The following is an 18,149-nucleotide window of genomic DNA, read 5'->3' as shown; positions in this document are numbered from 1 at the left end:
GCCTGCCACGATCTCTCGGCTGTCGAACCCACCGAGAACGAACTCTCGGCCCTCCGGCCCAGATCCGGGCTGGTAAGCCGAGAGTTGGTCGGGCGTGGGCTCGTGGGCCGAGAGTTGGCGGTACTGGGTGGCGTCACCGTTCGTCGCCGCAGATGGCGTCGCCACAGTTGGCGTCGGCGCGGTTCTCACTGGCGCAGTTGGCACTGGCGCAGTTGGCGTTGCCGCGGCAGCGGCGGCAAAGATGGCACATGACCACCTTCGTCGCTGCTTCCAAGCCGATCCACGAGACCCATCGCGTCGCCGTCGATGGCGCCGCCGACGCCGACGGCCACATTCTCGAACCGCCCACGCTGTGGGAGGACTACATCGATCCGGAGTTCCGAGACCGGGCGTTGCGCATCGTGCTCGACGAGAACGGACTCGAAGAACTCGAGATCGACGGTCGCCGCTCCACGATGTCTCGCCGCGGCTTCCCCTCGACGCTCGGCGCCATGGGCTATCCCGATCTCGGTGCGCTGCAGAAGGATCCCGAGCGCACCTATCTCCGTGAGGCGCCCTACGGCACGATGCATGCCGGCGAACGCATCGAGGTGCTCGACGCCGAGAACATCGACACCGCCATCCTCTACACCACGGTCGGTTTGCTGTGGGAAGCAGAGGTGAAGGACCCGGCCCTGGCCCAGGCCTACACCAAGGCGTACAACCGCTGGATCACCGAGTTCTGCGCCGGCGAGCCGCGCCTGGTGCCGACCGCCCACCTCTCGCTCAGCGACCCGGCGGCCGCGGCCAAGGAACTCGAGCGGGCGGTCAACGACGGAGCGAAGGGTGCCTACGTGTGCCCCTTCACCCACGACGCCAAGCCGCTCGGGCATCCCGACCACCACGTCGTGTTCGCCGCCGCCCAAGACCTCGGCGTCCCCTTCGCCATCCACCCCACCTTCGAGCCGCAGTGGACCAAGGGTGAGCGCATGGGAAGTTGGGAGAACGTGAAGGAACTCCGACTGCTGGCGTCGGTGATGGCGTCCGACGGCGTCCGCCAGCAGTTCACGACCCTCTTCGACTACGGAGTCTTCGATCTGTTCCCGAAGCTGAAGGTGTTGGTGCTCGAGTCAGGTGGCGGCTGGATCGGCTACTGGCTCGACCGCATCGACGCCGTGTACGGCCACACCTTCATCGGTAACCGGGTGCCACTCGAACACAAGCCGAGCGACTACTTCCGCGACCGCATCTGGATCAGCTGCGACCCCGACGAGCGCACCATCCCGGCGCTGGCCGAACGGTTCGGCGTCGAGCGGTTCCTGTGGGCATCGGACTTCCCGCATGCCGATCACACACCCGAGTACGTGCACGACCTCAACACGTTGGTGGCGATGTTCCCGGCCGAGGATCAGGCCAAGTTCATCGGCGGCAACGCAACGACCCTCTTCGGTCTTGACTGAGCACTCGGCCCGGCCGAGCGAACGACGCTCGGCCGGGCCTTGGTCTCAGGCGCCAGTCTCAGTCCGCTGCGGGCCCGACGAGTTGGGCGTCGATCGTGATGCCCACCTTCTTGCCGAGCATGATCCCGCCCGACGCGAGCGGGACGTTCCAGTCGATGCCGTAGGCGGTGCGGTCGATCTCGCCGGTGGCTTCGAAGCCGGCACGAACGCTCCCGTCGAGCGGGTTGTCCTCGGTGCCGAAGAAGTTGACCGTGAGCGTCTCGCTCTGGCTCACGCCGTTGAGTGAGAGGTCGCCGGACACTCGGTAGGTGCCGTCGCCGGCGTCCTCGATCGCGGTCGACGAGAAGGTCATCTGCGGATTCACGTCGGCGTTGAAGAAGTCGGAGCTACGGACGTGACCGTCGCGGTCGGCGTTCCCGGTATCGATCGACCCCATGCCGATGGCGGCGGACAGCTGACTCGAGCCGAGGTCGTCGCCGACCTCGAGCGTGGCCGAGACGTCGCCGAATCGACCTCGCAGGCTCGAGATGCCGAGATGACGAACCGAGAACTGGACCACCGAGTGCACGGGATCGATGCTCCAGGAACCGGCGGCGAGTGGGAGGGACATGAGGAACTCCTGTTGGTATGGCCAGTGGTGTGAAGTGACGAGCAAGCGGCGGACGGGTCCGGCGAGGGTCGGCGAGCGCCAACACTAGAGCCGGACCGATTCAGTGTCATTCAGTTCTTGACGAGTGTCCGCTGTGCGGCATAGTGTCCGATCTGCGTACACAGCGCAAGCCCGACGGTCACTTCGCCCGCTCCCAGGCTCTGCGCACGCTGGTCGTCACCGTCTCGATCCCAGGAGCCACCCATGTCCACGCCCATTGCTCAGCGCCTGCACCACACGGCCTACGTCACCAAAGACCAGGAAGCCACCCGCGCCTTCTACGAAGACATCCTCGGGTTCCCGCTCCTGGCCACCTGGTCCGAGACCGACGAGTTGTTTGGGGCCGAGCGGGTGTACTGCCACACCTTCTTCGGGCTCGGCGACGGGAGCGCGTTGGCGTTCTTCCAGTTCGCCAACAAGGAGGACCAGGACCTCTTCGACCCGGAGCTCGCCCCCTCGCCCTTCCGCCACATCGCGTTGAAGGTCGACGCCGAGGGCCAGGCGGAACTCGAGCGCCGCCTGACCGAAGCGAACTGGAAGCCCGAGGGCACCTACGTGCTCGAGCACGGCTATTGCCGCTCGCTCTACACCGAGGATCCCAATGGCATGTTGGTCGAGTTCACGGCCGACACCGCCGAGGCCGATTCGATCGCCGCCGAGCGGCGGGCCGACGCCCACGAAACCCTGCAGCGCTGGCTTGCCGGCGACCACACCTCGAACAACACCTATCGCTGAGGGCGTGAGCGAGCACCTCGCCGTCGTCGGAGTTGGTCGACGACCGAACCCCGTGGTCTCGCCGGTCGGCCGTCGCGACTTCGTCGAGGCCCTCGCTCGGGGGCTCGACGTGATCACGGCGTTCGGTCCGACCCGGCTGTCGATGACCGTCAGTGATGTTGCGACCGCCACCGGTCTGGCTCGCCCTACCGCTCGTCGGCTCCTGCTGACGCTGGAGGCGCTGGGACACGTGCGGTCGGTCGACGGCCAGTACTCGCTCACCACCAAGGTGCTCGAGCTCGGTACCTCGGTCATCGCCGCCCAGGGGCTCTGGGACATCGCCCGTCCCCACATGGTCGATCTGGTCGGGCAGACCGGCGAGTCGAGCTCGATGGCTCAACTCGACGGCAGCGACATCGTCTACACGGCGCGGGTGCCGGTGCCGAAGATCATCGCCCTCGCCGTCACCATCGGCACGCGGTTCCCGGCGCCTGCCACCTCGATGGGTCGGGTGCTGCTGGCGGAACGATCAGCCGACGAGCTCGATCAGTTGCTGGCCGAGCCATCGCTCTCGGGCGTGCGCCCACGCGTCGAGCTGGATCGGCGTGCGCTCGACGCTTCCCTGGCCGAGATCCGCTCCCGAGGGTGGGCACTGTCCGACGAGATCCTGTCGCTCGGTGTGCGTTCGGTGGCGGCACCGGTGCGCGACGCCGACGGTCGGGCCATCGCGGCCATGAACGTCACGGTGCATGCCGCGGAAACGTCGATCGAGACCCTCACCAACGACTACCTCCCACTCCTGCTCGACACGGCGGCAAACGTCTCGGCGGAGTGGTCCAACCTGTCCCGACTCCCCATTGCGGAGGCCCCTTCAGCATGACCCCCGGTTCCTCATGACCACCACCGGCCCCCTCGACGGCCTCGTTGTCGCCGACCTTTCTCGCGTCCTCGCTGGCCCGTACTGCTCGATGCTGCTCGCCGACCTGGGCGCCACCGTCATCAAGGTCGAGAGCGCCGCCGGCGACGACACCCGAAGTTGGACCCCACCGGCGCTCGACGGCGTCGCCACCTACTACCTGTCGATCAACCGGAACAAGCACTCGATCGTGCTCGACTACAACGACCCGGACGACGTCGCCGTCGTCCACGAGCTGTTCCGTCGGGCCGACATCGTCATCGAGAACTTCAAGGTCGGGGGGCTGGCCAAGTTCGGCCTCGACTACGAATCGGCCCACGCCATCAACCCCGCGCTGATCTATCTGTCGATCAGCGGGTTCGGGACGGCCGGAGGAGCGGCCCTGCCCGGCTACGACCTCGTGGTGCAGGCCGTGTCCGGACTCATGAGCCTGACCGGCGAACCCGACGGCGCGCCGTATCGAGCGGGTATCTCGGTCTTCGACGTGATGACCGGGATGCACGGCACGATCGGCGTGCTGGCGGCGCTGCAGCATCGCAACGCAACGGGCGAAGGCCAGCACGTCGAGGTGAACCTGCTCTCGTCGGCGCTGTCGGGCCTGGTGAATCACTCCGGAGCGTTCGCCGCCGCGGGCGAGGTGCCCTTCCGCATGGGCAACGCCCATCCGAGTGTCTATCCGTATCAGCCGATGCCGACGGCCGATCGCGACGTCATTGTCGCCGTTGGCAACGACCGTCAGTTCCGGGCGTTCGCCAAGGTGATCGGTCGTCCCGAGCTCGCCGACGACGACCGGTTCCGACTCAACGCCGACCGCACGAACCACCGAGACGAACTGCACCCCATCCTGCTCGAGGCGTTGTCGGAGTGGTCGGCCGACGATCTCTTCCTGCAACTCAACCAGGCCGGGGTGCCGTGCGGCCCGATCAACTCCATCGCCGAGGGCGTCGGTCTCGCCGAGCAACTCGGACTCGACCCGATCGTCCGGATGGGCGAGCAGGGCATCGGCCTCATCCGCAATCCGATCACGATGAGCGCGACGGCGCCACGCTACGACCGCCCACCTCCGGCACTTGGTCAGGACACCGACGCAGTGCTGCGTTGGCTCGATGACCCAGGTGCGCCGTCGCCATCCGACCTGGCCGACACTCGAGACGAAAGCCACAGCGCATGAGTGAACCCATGACCTACCGCACCGGCATCGGTGCCTCCGATCTCGACTCGATCACCCTGCTCGGTCACGACCTGGCATCGGAGCTGCTCGGCCAGATCACGTTCGGCGAACTCGCCTATTGGCTCGTCACCAAGCGGCGCCCGACACCGGGGCAGCGGGCGATGTTCGAAGCCGTGCTCGTTGCGCTGGCCGACCACGGCTTCACGCCGACGGCGATCGCCGCCAGGGTCACCTACCTCAGCGCTCCCGACTCGATCCAGGGAGCGCTCGCCGCCGGGCTGCTCGGGGGCGGGTCCCGGTTCCTCGGCGTCACCGAGGACTCGGCACTCTTCCTCGACGCTGCGCTCGCCGAGCTCGACCAACGCCCGACCGACGACGCCGGCTGGGACGACGTTGCACGCACCATCGTCGAGACGACCCGAGCCGCCGGACGATTCGTTCCCGGTCTCGGTCATCCCGTGCACAAACACGGAGACCCGCGCACGCCGGTGCTGATGAGCCTCGCTCGTGAACACGGCCAGTTCGGTCCGCACCTCGAGTTGTTCGACGCCATCGGGCGAGTGCACGCCGACGTGCTCGGGAAGACCCTCCCGCTGAACGGTGCCGGCGTGTGTGGAGCGGTATTGGCCGACATCGACCTTCCGCTCGGTGTGATGCGCGGCTTCGCCCTCCTCGCTCGATGTGCTGGTCTGCTCGGCCACCTCGCCGAGGAGATGGTCGATCCCGTGGCCAACGACATGTACATGACCATCGACCGCAACACCGACTACGCGCCGCCACCCCGCTCCGCCTGACCCCCGACGCCCGAGGACACGACCATGACCGCTTCGCTCCCGCTCATACCCACCACCGTGATGGGCAGCTACCCGCAACCGGATTGGCTCATCGACCACGAGCGGCTGCGAGGTGTTGGCGTTCCCCGGGTTCGGGCCTCCGACGTCTGGAACGTCGACCCGGGACACCTCGATGAAGCGGTCGAAGCGGCCACGCTCGTCGCCATCCACGATCAGGAAGACGCCGGCGTCGACGTCATCACCGATGGCGAGGTCCGGCGAGAGTCGTACTTCAACCACTTCGCCAACCTGTTGGGCGGTGTCGATCCCGACGTGATCGGCAAGGGTGTCAACCGACGCGGCGGCGTGGCCGAGGTACCGCTCGTGAACGGGCCGATCGTGCGAACGGCCCCCATCGAACTCGACGCCGCCGAGTTCTTGATGAAGCGGTCGACGGCCGCCACCAAGGTCACGGTCCCCGGTCCGTTCACGCTCTCGCAATTGGCAGACAATCAGTACTACCCCGATCAGCGAACCCTGGCGTTGGCCTACGCCGACGCCGTGAACGCCGAGCTTCGAGACCTGGCGGCCGCTGGTGTCGACGTGCTCCAGCTCGACGAGCCCTATCTGCAGGCCAATCCCGAATCGGCGTCGGCGTTCGCTGTCGAGGCGATCAGCCGAGCCGTGGCGGGCATCGAGACCACCACCACGCTGCACACCTGCTATGGGTATGCCGCCTACGTCAGCGAGAAGAAGGGCGGCTACCCGTTCTTCGCCGAACTGGCCGAGATCCCCGTCGACTTCATCGCCATCGAGACCGCTCAGCCCGACCTCGACCCGCACGTGATCGAGCAGCTGGCGCCGCGAGGTGTGGTGCTCGGCGTGATCGACCTCGGTCGGGAGACGGTGGAGACACCCGACGAGGTGGCCACCCGCATCCGTCGCGCCCTCGAGGTGATCGCTCCCGAGAAGCTGTGGGTGTCGCCCGACTGCGGCATGAAGTACCTCCCTCGAGCGCGAGCCAAGGCCAAGCTCCAGGCAATGGCCGAAGGCGCTGCGCTGGTCCGGGCCGAGCTGGCCTGACGCCTGCAACGCCTCTGAGTCGGCTGACGCCTACAACGCCTCCTGCTCGGCTGACGCCTCGATGTCCAACCCGGCGGCCGCTGCCAACTGATACGCCAACGCGGGCAACTGTTCCTCGGCGACGAGCAGTCCTCGGAGGTTCCCCACTCCCGTGAGATCGATCGTCGATGCTCGGCGGAGATCGACCCGAGCCGCCGAGAGCCGGTCGACGTTGAGCTCGGCGATCGTCGACCCCTCGAAGTCGACGTCTTCCATGGTCGCCTCGAAGGCGTCGACGTCGACGAACTGGCACTCAGCGAAGCAAACCCGCCGCAGGGTGGCCATCCGAAGGTTGGCGTAGCGGAACGTGCAGTGCTCGAACACCACGTCGGTCAGGAGCGACCCCGACAGTTCGGTGCCGACCAGCTTGGCGCCCACGACATGGCTAGCCCGGATGCTTCGGACCGTGAGGCGGCTGAGATCACACTGGTCGAGACTCGACCGGACGATGTCGAGGGTCGAACCTCCCATCGGGGTGAGGTCGACCCCATGCACGATCGAATCCTCGATCAGCATGTCTTCGGCCTCGGTGATCTCGTCGAAATCGACGCTCCCGGATTGCAGATCCACCCCGCTCAGTTCGAGCAGGCCCCGATCGACCTCGAGGTCTTCCGCGTCGGGCGCCGCACAACGGTGCGGCGTCGGCACCTTCGGCAGCGCAGCGAAGGGCTCGTTCACACGGATGATGGCCACGCATCGACGGTATCCCGCTCGTGCAACGGTGTCCCGAGCACTCCGTCACATCGACAGCAGCCCTGGAGCAGACGTAGTCGACCGAACTGCGATGCCAGGGTGCCGTTCGCGGTACCGAGGTAGCGGAGTTCGCAGCACGCTCGCACGCGTGTCGAAGATCTTTGCATTGAAGTGCGAACATCCGTACCTTCGACACGATATGTTCTGAAGTCCAGACGATGTGGTGGCGTGCCGCGGCGCACCACCACGCAGTGCACGGTGCACGGAGGTACCCCGATGACACGACAAGCACCTGATCGCTCGCAGCCGCTGCCGTTGTGGGCGCAGCTCGAGGCCGATCTGCGGCGGCGGCTCGACAGCGGCGAGTTCGACGAGGGGTTCTTCCCCACCGACCTCGTGCTGACCGAGGAATACGAGGTGAGTCGGCACACCGTGCGCGAGGCGATCCGTCACCTCAACAAGACCGGCGTGCTCAAGCGTGAGCGTGGCCGTGGCACCGTGGTGAATCGGACCGAATTCGAGCAGTCGCTCGGAACGCTCTACAGCCTCTTCCGCAGCATCGAGGCGTCGGGTACCGACCAGTACAGCCAGGTGGTCGAGCTGGAAGAAGTGACCGATCCGATCGCCGCCGACCGGTTGGGACTCCCCGAGGACACCCCGCTCGTGCTGCTCGGTCGCGTGCGCTGTGCCGGTGGCGAACCGTTGGCCATCGACCGGGCGTGGATGCCTGCCGCTGCCGCTCGTCCGCTGCTCGAGCTCGACTTCACCCACACCGCGCTCTACGACGAGCTGGCGAAGATCGGTGCCCCGGTGCCCAACCAGGGCTGGGAGCGCCTCACCCCGATGATCCCGACGCCAGCGGACCGGGCAACGCTCGGGATGAAGCGGGCTGAAGCCGCGTTCTTCCTCGAACGTTTGGGTCGCCGTGATGACCAGCCAGTCGAGTGGCGCACCACGATCATCCGGGGCGACCGCTACCGCTTCGTCGCCGATTGGTCCGATGGGGGTCGGGGCGCACTGCTGCCGGCAACCGACTGATCGACCAGCAAGAGCGCTCCCGGTGGACGCCAGGTTCGAAGAACCGGTGGGCGGTGTCCTAGGATCGAACAGTTCGAGATCCGCCGAAGGGCGGTGGCTGGCGCCTGCCGCATCGGTGGGCGGAGGAAAGGGAATCGTCTCGTGGGCTTGAGTTTCCAGTTGAGTCAAGAGCTCGAGGCGCTTCGGGCCCGAGCCGCAGCAGTCGCCGCCAAGGGCGTCGAGGACTTCGGTCGTCACAACGACAGCTGGATCAATGGCTACTCGAAGGACTTCGCCAAGGTGATGGCCGATGAGGGCTGGATCGGCATGGGTTGGCCGAAGGAGTTCGGCGGCCACGCTCGTCCCGGCATCGAACGGCTGATCGTGGCCGAGGAGATGATCAGCGCCGGCGCGCCCATCGCCGCCATGTGGTTCGCCGACCGGCAGATGGGGCCCACCCTCATCGCCTACGGCACCGACGACCAGCGCGCCGAGTTCCTGCCCGGGATGCTCAACGGCGAGACCACCTGGTGTATTGGGATGAGCGAGCCCGACGCTGGGTCCGATCTCGCTGGACTCAAGACCTCGGCGGTGCGTGATGGTGACGAGTTCGTGGTCAACGGCCAGAAGATCTGGACCAGCTTCGGTGACGTCGCCGACTACTGCTACCTGATCTGCCGCACCGACTCGAGCGGCCCTCCCCACAAGGGCATCAGCGAGATCATCGTCCCGATGGACACCCCCGGTATCGAGGTCCGCCCGATCACCGACATGACCACCAACCGCCACTTCTGCGAGGTCTACTTCACCGACGTGCGGGTGCCGGTCGAGAACCTGGTGGGGGTCGAGGGCGACGCCTTCAAGCAGACCATGGTGCAGCTCGCCCACGAGCGGGGCGGCATCGACCGTCTCGTGTCGAACCGGGCCATGTTCCATCATGCGGTCGCCATGGCCGACACCACCGACCCGCTGGTCCGCCAGGAGATCGCCCGTCTCGAAACTGAGTACCGCGTCGGCCGTCTCCTCGTCTACCGCGAGGTGCTCAAGCAGGCGCCTGAAGGGTTCAGCGCCGCAACGAAGGCGTTCTGTACCGAGCACGAGGTGCGGGTCGCCGACTTCGCCTCTCGGGTGCTCGGCGCCTCGGCGCTGGTCGAGTCGGAGTGGACGAAGGGCCTGCTCTACGCACCCGGCTACACGATCATGGGTGGCACCTCGAACATCATGCGCAACATCCTCGGCGAGCGAGTCCTCGGGCTTCCTCGCGAACCTCGCTAGAGAAAGCAGCACACATGGAGATCGGCATCTTCTCCGGCGCCGCCGGAGCGCAGGGCTACGACGCGTTGGTCAGCGACGTGCGAGCCGCGGCCGAGGGTGGGTTCCACACCTACTGGGTGCCCCAAATCGTTGGACGCGCCGAAGCCATGAACCTGATCGGTGCCGTCGCCCAGCAGGTGCCCGGCATCCGCTTCGGCACCTCGGTGGTGCCGACCTACCCACGCCACCCGATGGTGATGGCCGAACAGGCTCGCACCACGAGCCTGCTCACCGGCGGGCGGTTCTCGCTCGGCATCGGGCTGTCGCACCAACCGGTGGTCGAAGGCATGTGGGGGCTCTCGTTCGACAAGCCGGTGCGCCACGCTCGTGAGTACCTCGAGGCGCTCATGCCGCTGATCGGCGGTGAGGCCGTGAGCTACAGCGGTGAGACGATCACGGCGCGAGGCAAGCTCGAGATCGACGCCGAGACGCCGCCCGTGCTGGTGGCGGCGCTCGGGCCACAGATGCTCAAGCTGACAGGGAGCCGGACCGACGGCACGATCACCTGGATGACCGGCGCCGCCACGCTGGGTTCGTTCACCGTGCCCACCATCAGCGAGGCCGCCGAAGCGGCGGGTCGCCCCACTCCACACGTCGTGGCCGGCATGCCGATCTGGGTGACCGACGATGTCGACGCTGCCCGCGCACAGGCGGCCAAGACCTTCGAGATCTATGGGCAGCTGCCGTCCTACCGGGCCATGCTCGACCGTGAGGGCTGCGCCGGCCCGGCCGACCTCGCAATCATCGGCGACGAGGCCACCTGTCAGGGGCGCGTCGACGAGCTGGCAGCCGCCGGCGTCACCCACTTCGCCGCCTCCGAATTCGCCTCGAACCCCGACGATCGCGAACGAACCCGAGCGTTCCTGGGCTCGCTGCTCTGATTCGATGACGGCGGTTTCGCCGGCAGGTTTGCCGGGCAGGTCGCTGACATGATCGCTTCACGCACCACCCTCCGCCGCGTCGCCGACGCCATGCTCGAGGCATCGGTCGTTGCCAGCTTCACCAAGATTGGGCCGGAAGCCCGATCCGAGCTCTTCGACTGGGACGAACCAGCGTCGAACATGACCGGGTCGACCGTGCTCGTGACCGGCGGCTCGTCGGGCATCGGCCGATCGATCGCCGAGCAGCTGGTGTCAGCCGGGGCTCACGTGGTGCTCACCTCTCGATCGCTGGAGCGAGCCCAGTCGGTTGCCGCCGACCTCAACGCCACCAACCCGAGCGGCCGGGCGACAGGCGCCGAGGTCGACACCGGGGATCTCGGATCGGTGCATGCGTTGGCTCAACACGTCGCTGCCGAGACCGAACAACTCGACGTGCTGATCCACAACGCCGGCGCACTCACCGACGACTACCGCGCCAATGACCGGGGCGTGGAGCTGACGCTGGCGTCGCACCTCGTCGGTCCCTACGCCCTCACGCTTGCGCTCCGCCCGCACCTGGCTCCCGGGGCGCGCGTGCTGTGGATGGCGTCGGGCGGGATGTACACGCAGAAGCTCGACGTCGACCGGATCCAGATGTCGGCCGATGACTACCGGGGTGCGGTGGCCTACGCCCGGGCGAAGCGCGGACAGGTCGAACTCGTCGACTTTCTTGGGCGCGCATGGGCACCCGATGTGCAGATGCACGCAATGCATCCGGGCTGGGTCGACACCGATGGCGTCGCCCAGGCGCTTCCGGGCTTTGGGAAGCTGATGGGGCCCCTGCTGCGGAGCACAGAGCAGGGGGCCGACACCATGGTGTGGCTGGCGTGCGGCGGCGCCGACGACGCCGTTCCCGGCCAGTTCTGGCTGGACCGGCGGCCACGATCGACGACGTATCTCCCGAGAACCGGCACCGACGATTGGGAGCGAGCCAGGCTCGTCGCCTGGCTCGACGCCCAACTCGCCGATTGATGCCTCAGTCGGCCGACACCATGTTGAGGCTGCCCAGATCGCTCACCTCGGCTCCCGGGTCGATGAAGTTGGCCGAGTTGGTGGTGAGCAACGCAGTGCCGTCAGCATCGCTGATCAGTGCCCGCAACGAGTAGCGACCCAGCGGGTCGAGCCCTTCCCGAGGGACACTGATCTCGAAAGCGATCGGGCTGGTGGGGTCATCGAGCTCGATGGTCTCCTCGCTGATGAGCGCGGTATCGGCGTTGGCGTCGGCCAAGTCGGTCAGGGTGAGCGTGAGCGTGCTGCCCGGATCGACCGACGTTGCGTCGTAGCTGAGCTCGCCGGTGACCGGCAGGCTGTCGGCGACGGCATCCGCACCGTCAGCTTCGTCACTGTCGGCCTCCTCGTCCGTGGCTGCTTCACCCTCGGTGCCTTCGGTGCCGGTCTCGGCCGTCGTCTCGGTCGATCCCTCAGCCGACGACTCGGTTCCGGCGGACGTCGCCCCTTCGGAATCGTCGGCTGCGCAGGCGGCCAGGGACAGGGTCATGGCGGCAGCGGCGAGGAGGCTGACAGTGCGTGACATGCGGTTTCTCTTTCGATCAGAGCGAAGGTTCGAGTCTCGAACCATTTCGATCGGACGTTCTACCGGCCTTGTTCGCAGATGAAACGTGACACTTGGCATGTCGCCGGCGCGTGGGCGGCGGGTGGCGCTGGCATCCTGTGGGCGATGGCCGCACCCGGCAAGAAGTTGAGCGACGACCTGTACAGCCTGTACCTGGCCGCCATCACCTGGATGCTGCTGCCCGTCTATGGGAATGGTCTCGCGCTGGTGCTCCCGAGCGACGTCTCAGGGTTCGAACGCACCCTCGATGTCATGTCTGCTCTGGCCGTCGTCGGTTCGGCGTGGGTCGGCTTCCGGGGAGGCCCGTTCCTCGTCAATCGGGCCGGCGTCCTCCACGAACTGCAGTCGCCGCGACCGCTTCGACGCTCGTTGTTGCCTCGCTTGATGCGACAAGGCGTGGCCTACGCCGCGCTCGGCGCCATCGTGGTCACGGTGCTGCTCGCCATGAGCGACGCTGAGTCGTTCGGATTTGCCGAAGCCGGGCGCTCGTCACTCGTTGCCATGCTGGCGATGGCCGTGTCGGTGTGCACGGCCGTCGGGTGGCTCGTGGTGTTCAAGGGGTCGTCGCCGCATCGAGTCGCGATCGCCGTTGCCAACCTTGTGATCGCTGCGCCGGTGATCGTGCTGGTGGCGACCGACATCTCGCTGGCGTCCGGCACCGGCTTCGCCGTGTTGTTCGGGGCGTTGGCCACGTCGGCCGGCGTGGCCGCCTGGGCGCTCGACGCCGTGCCGCTCGATCACCTGTGGCGGCGAGCCACGGCGCTCGAAGACATGCGATCGGCCATGCTGAGCTTCGACTTCCAACAGGTCCTGGTGAGCCTCCGCCGGGCGATCGATCAAACCGAAGGACGCACCAAGGCGCATCTTGCTCGGCCCTGGATGCCGCTGCAGCTCTGGCGCTATCTGGCAACGGTGGAGCACGGATGGCACGCGCGCCTGGCCCAGTTCGTGGTTGCCGTGGGGGCGACGGCGCTCATCCTCCAATGGACCGATCCGGCCGATGGCGTGATCGCGCTGTCGATCGCAGGGCTCGGCTTTCTGCTCGGGGTCGAGCTGTCATCACCCGTTGCGGCCACCACGGGGCAGCTCGTGTTCCTCGTCCACTACCGGCGTCCCTCGTCGAGCATCCTGCGGCGCCAGACCGCCACCGCCCTCGCCCTCGCATCCGTCCTTGGCCTCGTCGCCGTGGGGTGGGAGCTCACGGTCGACGCCGAGATCGGTCTCGGCGTGCTCGTCCTGTTCGTCTTCGGCACGCTCGCGGCCGCAGCCCAGGGACGCCTGGGCTCGCCGGACTTGGCGCAGATGGCCAGCGTCCTCGGTCCGAGCGGTCTCGGCCCGGCGCTGTGGGCCCGGGCATTTTTCGGTCCGACCCTCGTGCTCGCGCTCACGATCGTCGTCTCCCACGGCTGGTTGCATCCCGACCCCTCCATCGACGCCCCCTGGCCCACGCTCGTCGCGACCGTCGTGATCGCCGGGGCGGTCGTCGCCACCTACCCACTGGAGAAGCGCTCATGATCGAGGTCAAGAAGCTGCAGCAGGTCTACGGCAAGTCGGTGGCGCTCGACATCGATCACCTCGTGATCGACCGCGGCACCACGGCGTTGGTGGGCCACAACGGCGCCGGCAAGTCGACGTTGCTCCTCATCACCGCCGGATTGCTCCGACCGACCTCCGGCACGGTCGACATCGACGGCTGTCGAGCGGGGAGCATTGCGGCACGGGAACTGGTGAGCTTCGTTCCCGATCAACCGGCCCTCTTCGACGACCTGACCCTGTGGGACCAGATGGTGTACGTCGCCCGGCTGCACGGGCGGACCGAGCCCGACGCCGGCTCCATGCACCTCATCGAGACCCTCGACGCGTTCGAACTGCTCGAGCGGTTCCCGCGCGCCATGAGCAAGGGGCAGCGGCAGAAAGCCAGCCTGCTGGTCGCAACGGCGAGGCCGTTGACCGTGCTGCTTGCCGACGAACCGACGACCGGGCTCGACGCTGCGGCGAAGACCGCCTTCGTCGAGGCGCTGTCGTCCCTGGTCGACCAGGGCATCTCGGTCGTCTCGAGCACGCATGACGACGAACTGATCGAGCGCTCGACCGCCTCGATTCGCCTCGCCGGTGGTCGGGTGATCGAGTCCGAGGGTGCACCGCCGACCGTGGACGCCGACGCCGACACCTCCGACGACGCGGCAGCGCGTGCCGCGACGTTGAAGCCCGGCGAGCGAGCCGATCGTTGGGCTCGACGGTCGAGCAGCGATCCAACAGACTGACCGGATGGCAGCGCTTCCCACCGACCTCAATGGCCTTTCGATCGAGCTGGACGACGGCGTCGCCGTCCTCCTCATCGACAACGGCCCCATCAACCTCATCGATCGCCAGCTCTACGGATCGCTGCGACGGGCCATTGACTGGGCCGCCACCGACGACGACGTGCGAGTCGTGGTATTGCGCAGCGCCAACCCCGACTACTTCATGGCGCACTTCGACGTCGAGCTGATCCTGTCGTTCCCGATTGACTCACCGGCAGAACGATCCGACACACTCAGCGCCTTCCATCTGATGGGAGAGCAGCTGCGAACGATGCCCAAGCCCACGATCTGCGAGATCGACGGCCGGGTCGGTGGCGGTGGTGGCGAACTTTCGGCGTCGTGCGACATGCGGTTCGGCACGCCCCGGACGATCCTGTGCCAGATGGAGGTCCCGCTCGGCATCCTTCCCGGCGGCGCCGGGACGCAGCGACTGCCGAGACTCATCGGCCGAGGGCGGGCCATGGAAGTCGTGCTCGGCGGCGACGACATCGAGGCCTCGACCCTGTTCGCCTGGGGCTGGCTCAACCGGGTGGTGGCAGCGGAGGAGTTGCGGTCGTGGGTCGATGCCTTCGCTGCTCGGCTCGCCGGCTTCCCGCCCGAGGCCGTGGCCCGAGCCAAGGCGTCGGTCCTGGCCGCCGGTGACGACCCGGTGCCCGGTCTCCTGGACGAGGCGATGCTCTTCCAGGAGACCCTACGGACCGATGCGGCCCAGGCACGAATGCGAGCGTTCCTCGAACGAGGAGGGCAGACGCCCGAGGGTGAGTCCCGCGTCGGTGCGCTCGGCAACGAGTTGGGCTGATCGCTGGGTGCTAGGAACGGGTCCGGCGGCGCCGTTGCGTGTCGAGTTGGCGAGCCTCACTGATCATCAGTCGGAGTTCGTCATCCGCATCGTCGGCTCGCTCGGTGTTTGTGTCGCCAGGAAGAAGGCGCGTGCCGAGCACCTCGAGGAGGGCGCTCACGTTGACACCGTTCTCGGCGGCGAACTCGTGCCAACGCTGGTGAGCGCCATCGCTCACGAAGGCGTGCAGGGCACGCCGGGCAGCTGGCTCGGTGGGGAAGGTGACATTGATGCGGGTCTTTCGGGTGAATCGTGACTGACGGTGGTGCCGTTCACGAGGTCGCCGTCCGTGGATCTACCGGCGGGTAACTAGACGGTTGCGCGGCCGAAAAGTCGCGAAGATTGCCGTCACGTTCGTCACACCACGTTGTGGGCGGAGGGGCGGCTTCTTGCGACGCTCGGCGGCGGTGCTCATGGCGGCGCGCTCGGATCCGAAGCTCGCGAGATGACGCACGAAGTCGGCGCCGGCGAACTCCAGACGAAGCTCCAGCTGATCGAGGCCACCCAGCTGCTGGTGCGCCAGATCGTCGCCGACTTCGTCCATTCGAGTGTCGATGACTTCGACGGTTGTGTCGATGCGGCGTTCGCCCGCCTCGGTGCGTTCCTCGACGTCGACCGCATCTACGCCTTCGAGGTGATCAACGGTGCACTCGACAACACTCATGAGTGGTGCGCCGGTGGTGTGAGCCCGGAGATCGACAACCTCCAGGCCGTGCCCCTCGAGGTCTGCAGCCACTGGTTCACCCGTTTCGCGCTCGACGAGGAGGTCTTCGTCCCGGACGTGTCCGCCCTGCCCGATGACCGTCGGGCCGAGCGCGAGGTCCTCGAACCACAGGGCATCAAGTCACTGCTGGTCGTTCCGCTCCGGGTCCAGAGTGAGACGATCGGGTTCATCGGTTTCGACGCGGTTCGTGCAGCCCGGGAGTTCAGCGCCATCGAGGTGGGGCTGTTGCGCTCGCTGGCCGACGTGATCACGTCGGCCATCATTCGCCAGCGTGCCGACGAGCAGGAGCGAAGGGCCCAAGCGCAGCTGCGGGCCATGACGCGCTACAGCGCCGACCACGCACTCCTCATGGACGCCGACGGGATGGTCTCGGCGGCATCGGAGTCCTGGAGCGTGCTCGGCGTGCGGCGAGACGATCTGCTGGGTCGCGGCTGGCTCGACCTCGTCCCGGTCGAGTCGCACGAGACGGTGAGGGCAATGCTCGCCGCCGCGAGTGAGGGTTTCGACGATCATCGTCGCGACACCATCGACGTAGCCACGGTGCTCGAGGGCAGCGGACCCGCCTGGCTCGAGATCGTTTTCCACGACCTGCCCGACGAGCCGGAGATCGGCGGTGTCGTCATGTGCGTACGTGACGTCACGAACCGAAAGCTCGCCGAACAGGACCGGATCCTCGCCGTGCAAACCGATGCGTTGACCGGCCTCGGCAGTCGTGCCGCGTTGGAGGCCGAGCTCGAGGCGGCGATGCATCGTGCAGCGGCCTCGGGGTCGCAGGTCGGGGTGCTGTTCGTCGATGTCGACCGGTTCAAGCTCATCAACGACTCGCACGGCCACGCCACCGGCGACCTCTTGCTCGCAAAGGTCGGCGAGCGGTTGCAGCGCGCGGTGCGAAGCGGCTCGTTCGTCGCTCGATTCGGCGGCGACGAGTTCGTCGTGATCGTCGAGGACGTGACCTCCTTCGCCGAACTCGAGGCACTGGCGGACCGGCTGCAGGATTCGTTCCGTACCCCGATCGACATCGGTGGTCTCGCCATCACGGTCACCGCGTCCATCGGGATCGCCACGGGCGACACGGTTTCGGCCCAGGCCGGTCCGCTGCTGCGTGACGCCGACACGGCGATGTATCGGGCCAAGGATGCGGGCCGGGATCGGTACGCGCTCTTCGACGATTGCGCTCGGGAGGAGGTCGTTCGTCGCAACGAGGTCATGCAGCGCTTGCCGTTGGCGATCGAACAAGGGCTGATCGTTCCGCACCTGCAGTCGATCGTCGAGATCGAGACCGGGCGAGTGGTCGGCGCCGAAGCGCTCGCTCGCTGGGACGATCCCGTGATCGGCACCGTGTCTCCCGATGAGTTCATCGCCGTTGCCGAGGAAACGGGCCTCATCGTGCCGCTGGGTCTGCAGATGCTCGACCAGGCATTGGCGTTGGCGGCGGGATGGCCCGAGCGGTTCACCGTGTCGGTCAACCTCTCACCGGTCCAGCTGAGCGATCCGGATCTGGCCGTGGCCGTTGCCGACCTGCTTCGCCACCACGACATCACACCGTCTCGTCTGTACCTCGAGGTGACGGAGAGCTCGGTCATGTCCAACCTCGACCGGGGCATCGAGCTGCTGCACCAGCTCCGGTCGCTCGGTCTGCTGCTCGCCATGGACGACTTCGGCACTGGCTTTTCGTCGTTGTCGATGCTGCGGCGGTTGCCGGTCGATGTGCTGAAGATCGATCGCACCTTCGTGAGCGGTGACGACGGCAAGGGCGGCAAGGGCGACCCGAGGCTGGTTCGAGCGGTGATCGGTCTGGCGCAGGAGTTCGGAATGGTGACCCTCGCCGAAGGCATCGAGACCGAAGCGCAGCGCAAGCTGTTGTGGCGGCAAGGCTGCAAGCGTGGTCAGGGCTGGCTGTTCGGCCGTCCGGTGACTCCCGAGGAGTTCCAGCGACTGATCCGACGACACGACGCTGCGCGGGCGTGACCCCGGTCGGGGCCG

General features: G+C 67.2%; 18 protein-coding genes. 14 read left to right on the top strand and 4 right to left on the bottom strand.

The window, feature by feature from the left end; genetic code table 11:
• Positions 1 to 248 precede the first annotated feature (248 nt).
• Positions 249 to 1,439 carry an amidohydrolase family protein gene (locus R2733_05055; GenBank protein ID MEZ5375861.1) on the top strand — a complete coding sequence of 397 codons (1,191 nt, stop codon included), beginning with the start codon at positions 249 to 251 and terminating at the stop codon, positions 1,437 to 1,439.
• Positions 1,440 to 1,497: 58 nt separating this feature from the next.
• On the opposite strand, the gene R2733_05050 is transcribed toward R2733_05055, so the two are convergent.
• A complete protein-coding gene (locus tag R2733_05050; protein MEZ5375860.1) occupies positions 1,498 to 2,049 on the bottom strand; it encodes a YceI family protein in 552 nt (183 codons plus the stop codon).
• A gap of 243 nt (positions 2,050 to 2,292) precedes the next feature.
• Between R2733_05050 and R2733_05045 the strand changes: the two genes are divergently transcribed.
• Genes R2733_05045 through R2733_05025 form a run of 5 tightly spaced genes read left to right on the top strand, consistent with a single transcriptional unit; the run spans position 2,293 to position 6,745 of the window.
• Positions 2,293 to 2,823 (top strand): VOC family protein, encoded by a 531-nt coding sequence (locus tag R2733_05045; protein ID MEZ5375859.1) that lies wholly within the window; start codon positions 2,293 to 2,295, stop codon positions 2,821 to 2,823.
• Between the two features lie 4 nt (positions 2,824 to 2,827).
• On the top strand, positions 2,828 to 3,682 hold the full coding sequence (locus R2733_05040; GenBank protein MEZ5375858.1) for an IclR family transcriptional regulator C-terminal domain-containing protein: 855 nt from the start codon (positions 2,828 to 2,830) through the stop codon (positions 3,680 to 3,682).
• A 13-nt stretch (positions 3,683 to 3,695) separates the two neighbouring features.
• On the top strand, positions 3,696 to 4,889 hold the full coding sequence (locus R2733_05035) for a CoA transferase (protein ID MEZ5375857.1): 1,194 nt from the start codon (positions 3,696 to 3,698) through the stop codon (positions 4,887 to 4,889).
• On the top strand, positions 4,886 to 5,683 hold the full coding sequence (locus tag R2733_05030) for a citryl-CoA lyase (protein ID MEZ5375856.1): 798 nt from the start codon (positions 4,886 to 4,888) through the stop codon (positions 5,681 to 5,683). Before R2733_05035 ends, R2733_05030 begins: the two co-directional genes overlap by 4 nt.
• A gap of 24 nt (positions 5,684 to 5,707) precedes the next feature.
• Complete coding sequence (locus R2733_05025; GenBank protein MEZ5375855.1) at positions 5,708 to 6,745, top strand: hypothetical protein; 1,038 nt, start codon at positions 5,708 to 5,710, stop codon at positions 6,743 to 6,745.
• A gap of 30 nt (positions 6,746 to 6,775) precedes the next feature.
• Here the strand turns inward: R2733_05025 and R2733_05020 are convergent, their stop codons facing one another.
• Positions 6,776 to 7,477, bottom strand: a complete 702-nt coding sequence (locus tag R2733_05020; GenBank protein ID MEZ5375854.1) for a pentapeptide repeat-containing protein — start codon at positions 7,475 to 7,477, stop codon at positions 6,776 to 6,778.
• A gap of 276 nt (positions 7,478 to 7,753) precedes the next feature.
• On the opposite strand from R2733_05020, the gene R2733_05015 reads away from it, so the two are divergent.
• From R2733_05015 to R2733_05000, 4 genes are all read left to right on the top strand, one after another.
• Entirely contained in the window at positions 7,754 to 8,515 is a 762-nt protein-coding gene (locus R2733_05015; protein MEZ5375853.1) for a GntR family transcriptional regulator, read from the top strand.
• 159 nt (positions 8,516 to 8,674) lie between these two features.
• Entirely contained in the window at positions 8,675 to 9,769 is a 1,095-nt protein-coding gene (locus R2733_05010; protein MEZ5375852.1) for an acyl-CoA dehydrogenase family protein, read from the top strand.
• 14 nt (positions 9,770 to 9,783) lie between these two features.
• Entirely contained in the window at positions 9,784 to 10,689 is a 906-nt protein-coding gene (locus R2733_05005; GenBank protein MEZ5375851.1) for a TIGR03564 family F420-dependent LLM class oxidoreductase, read from the top strand.
• Positions 10,690 to 10,737: 48 nt separating this feature from the next.
• Positions 10,738 to 11,700, top strand: coding sequence for an SDR family NAD(P)-dependent oxidoreductase (locus tag R2733_05000; GenBank protein MEZ5375850.1), 963 nt, complete (start codon positions 10,738 to 10,740; stop codon positions 11,698 to 11,700).
• Between the two features lie 4 nt (positions 11,701 to 11,704).
• Here R2733_05000 and R2733_04995 read toward each other — a convergent pair whose 3' ends face one another.
• The gene (locus R2733_04995; GenBank protein MEZ5375849.1) at positions 11,705 to 12,262 is read right to left on the bottom strand and encodes a YbaY family lipoprotein; all 558 of its coding nucleotides are present in this window, start codon (positions 12,260 to 12,262) and stop codon (positions 11,705 to 11,707) included.
• Between the two features lie 78 nt (positions 12,263 to 12,340).
• On the opposite strand from R2733_04995, the gene R2733_04990 reads away from it, so the two are divergent.
• From R2733_04990 to R2733_04980, 3 genes are read left to right on the top strand one after another with little or no spacing between them, the layout of a single operon-like run.
• Entirely contained in the window at positions 12,341 to 13,816 is a 1,476-nt protein-coding gene (locus R2733_04990) for a hypothetical protein (protein ID MEZ5375848.1), read from the top strand.
• Positions 13,813 to 14,565 (top strand): ABC transporter ATP-binding protein, encoded by a 753-nt coding sequence (locus R2733_04985; GenBank protein MEZ5375847.1) that lies wholly within the window; start codon positions 13,813 to 13,815, stop codon positions 14,563 to 14,565. Before R2733_04990 ends, R2733_04985 begins: the two co-directional genes overlap by 4 nt.
• A gap of 4 nt (positions 14,566 to 14,569) precedes the next feature.
• Entirely contained in the window at positions 14,570 to 15,403 is an 834-nt protein-coding gene (locus R2733_04980) for an enoyl-CoA hydratase/isomerase family protein (GenBank protein MEZ5375846.1), read from the top strand.
• 10 nt (positions 15,404 to 15,413) lie between these two features.
• Here the strand turns inward: R2733_04980 and R2733_04975 are convergent, their stop codons facing one another.
• Positions 15,414 to 15,620: a hypothetical protein gene (locus tag R2733_04975; GenBank protein ID MEZ5375845.1), complete on the bottom strand. Its 207-nt coding sequence runs from the start codon at positions 15,618 to 15,620 to the stop codon at positions 15,414 to 15,416.
• Positions 15,621 to 15,887: 267 nt separating this feature from the next.
• Here R2733_04975 and R2733_04970 point away from each other — a divergent pair, with 267 nt between their 5' ends.
• Entirely contained in the window at positions 15,888 to 18,134 is a 2,247-nt protein-coding gene (locus R2733_04970) for an EAL domain-containing protein (GenBank protein MEZ5375844.1), read from the top strand.
• Positions 18,135 to 18,149: the final 15 nt, after the last annotated feature.

This window comes from Acidimicrobiales bacterium (assembly GCA_041394265.1).
Classification (GTDB): domain Bacteria; phylum Actinomycetota; class Acidimicrobiia; order Acidimicrobiales; family SZUA-35; genus JBBQUN01.
This window is presented reverse-complemented; position numbering and strand designations above follow the sequence as displayed.

Bases quoted from the DNA above. Each gene is read 5' to 3' on its own strand.
- R2733_05035 (MEZ5375857.1), top strand. From the start codon at position 3,696: ATGACCACCACCGGCCCCCTCGACGGCCTCGTTGTCGCCGACCTTTCT.
- R2733_05025 (MEZ5375855.1), top strand. From the start codon at position 5,708: ATGACCGCTTCGCTCCCGCTCATACCCACCACCGTGATGGGCAGCTAC.
- R2733_04990 (MEZ5375848.1), top strand. From the start codon at position 12,341: ATGAAACGTGACACTTGGCATGTCGCCGGCGCGTGGGCGGCGGGTGGC.
- R2733_04980 (MEZ5375846.1), top strand. From the start codon at position 14,570: ATGGCAGCGCTTCCCACCGACCTCAATGGCCTTTCGATCGAGCTGGAC.
- R2733_05030 (MEZ5375856.1), top strand. From the start codon at position 4,886: ATGAGTGAACCCATGACCTACCGCACCGGCATCGGTGCCTCCGATCTC.
- R2733_05000 (MEZ5375850.1), top strand. From the start codon at position 10,738: ATGATCGCTTCACGCACCACCCTCCGCCGCGTCGCCGACGCCATGCTC.
- R2733_05005 (MEZ5375851.1), top strand. From the start codon at position 9,784: ATGGAGATCGGCATCTTCTCCGGCGCCGCCGGAGCGCAGGGCTACGAC.
- R2733_05050 (MEZ5375860.1), bottom strand. From the start codon at position 2,049: ATGTCCCTCCCACTCGCCGCCGGTTCCTGGAGCATCGATCCCGTGCAC.
- R2733_04995 (MEZ5375849.1), bottom strand. From the start codon at position 12,262: ATGTCACGCACTGTCAGCCTCCTCGCCGCTGCCGCCATGACCCTGTCC.
- R2733_05045 (MEZ5375859.1), top strand. From the start codon at position 2,293: ATGTCCACGCCCATTGCTCAGCGCCTGCACCACACGGCCTACGTCACC.
- R2733_05055 (MEZ5375861.1), top strand. From the start codon at position 249: ATGACCACCTTCGTCGCTGCTTCCAAGCCGATCCACGAGACCCATCGC.
- R2733_05015 (MEZ5375853.1), top strand. From the start codon at position 7,754: ATGACACGACAAGCACCTGATCGCTCGCAGCCGCTGCCGTTGTGGGCG.
- R2733_04985 (MEZ5375847.1), top strand. From the start codon at position 13,813: ATGATCGAGGTCAAGAAGCTGCAGCAGGTCTACGGCAAGTCGGTGGCG.
- R2733_04970 (MEZ5375844.1), top strand. From the start codon at position 15,888: ATGACGCACGAAGTCGGCGCCGGCGAACTCCAGACGAAGCTCCAGCTG.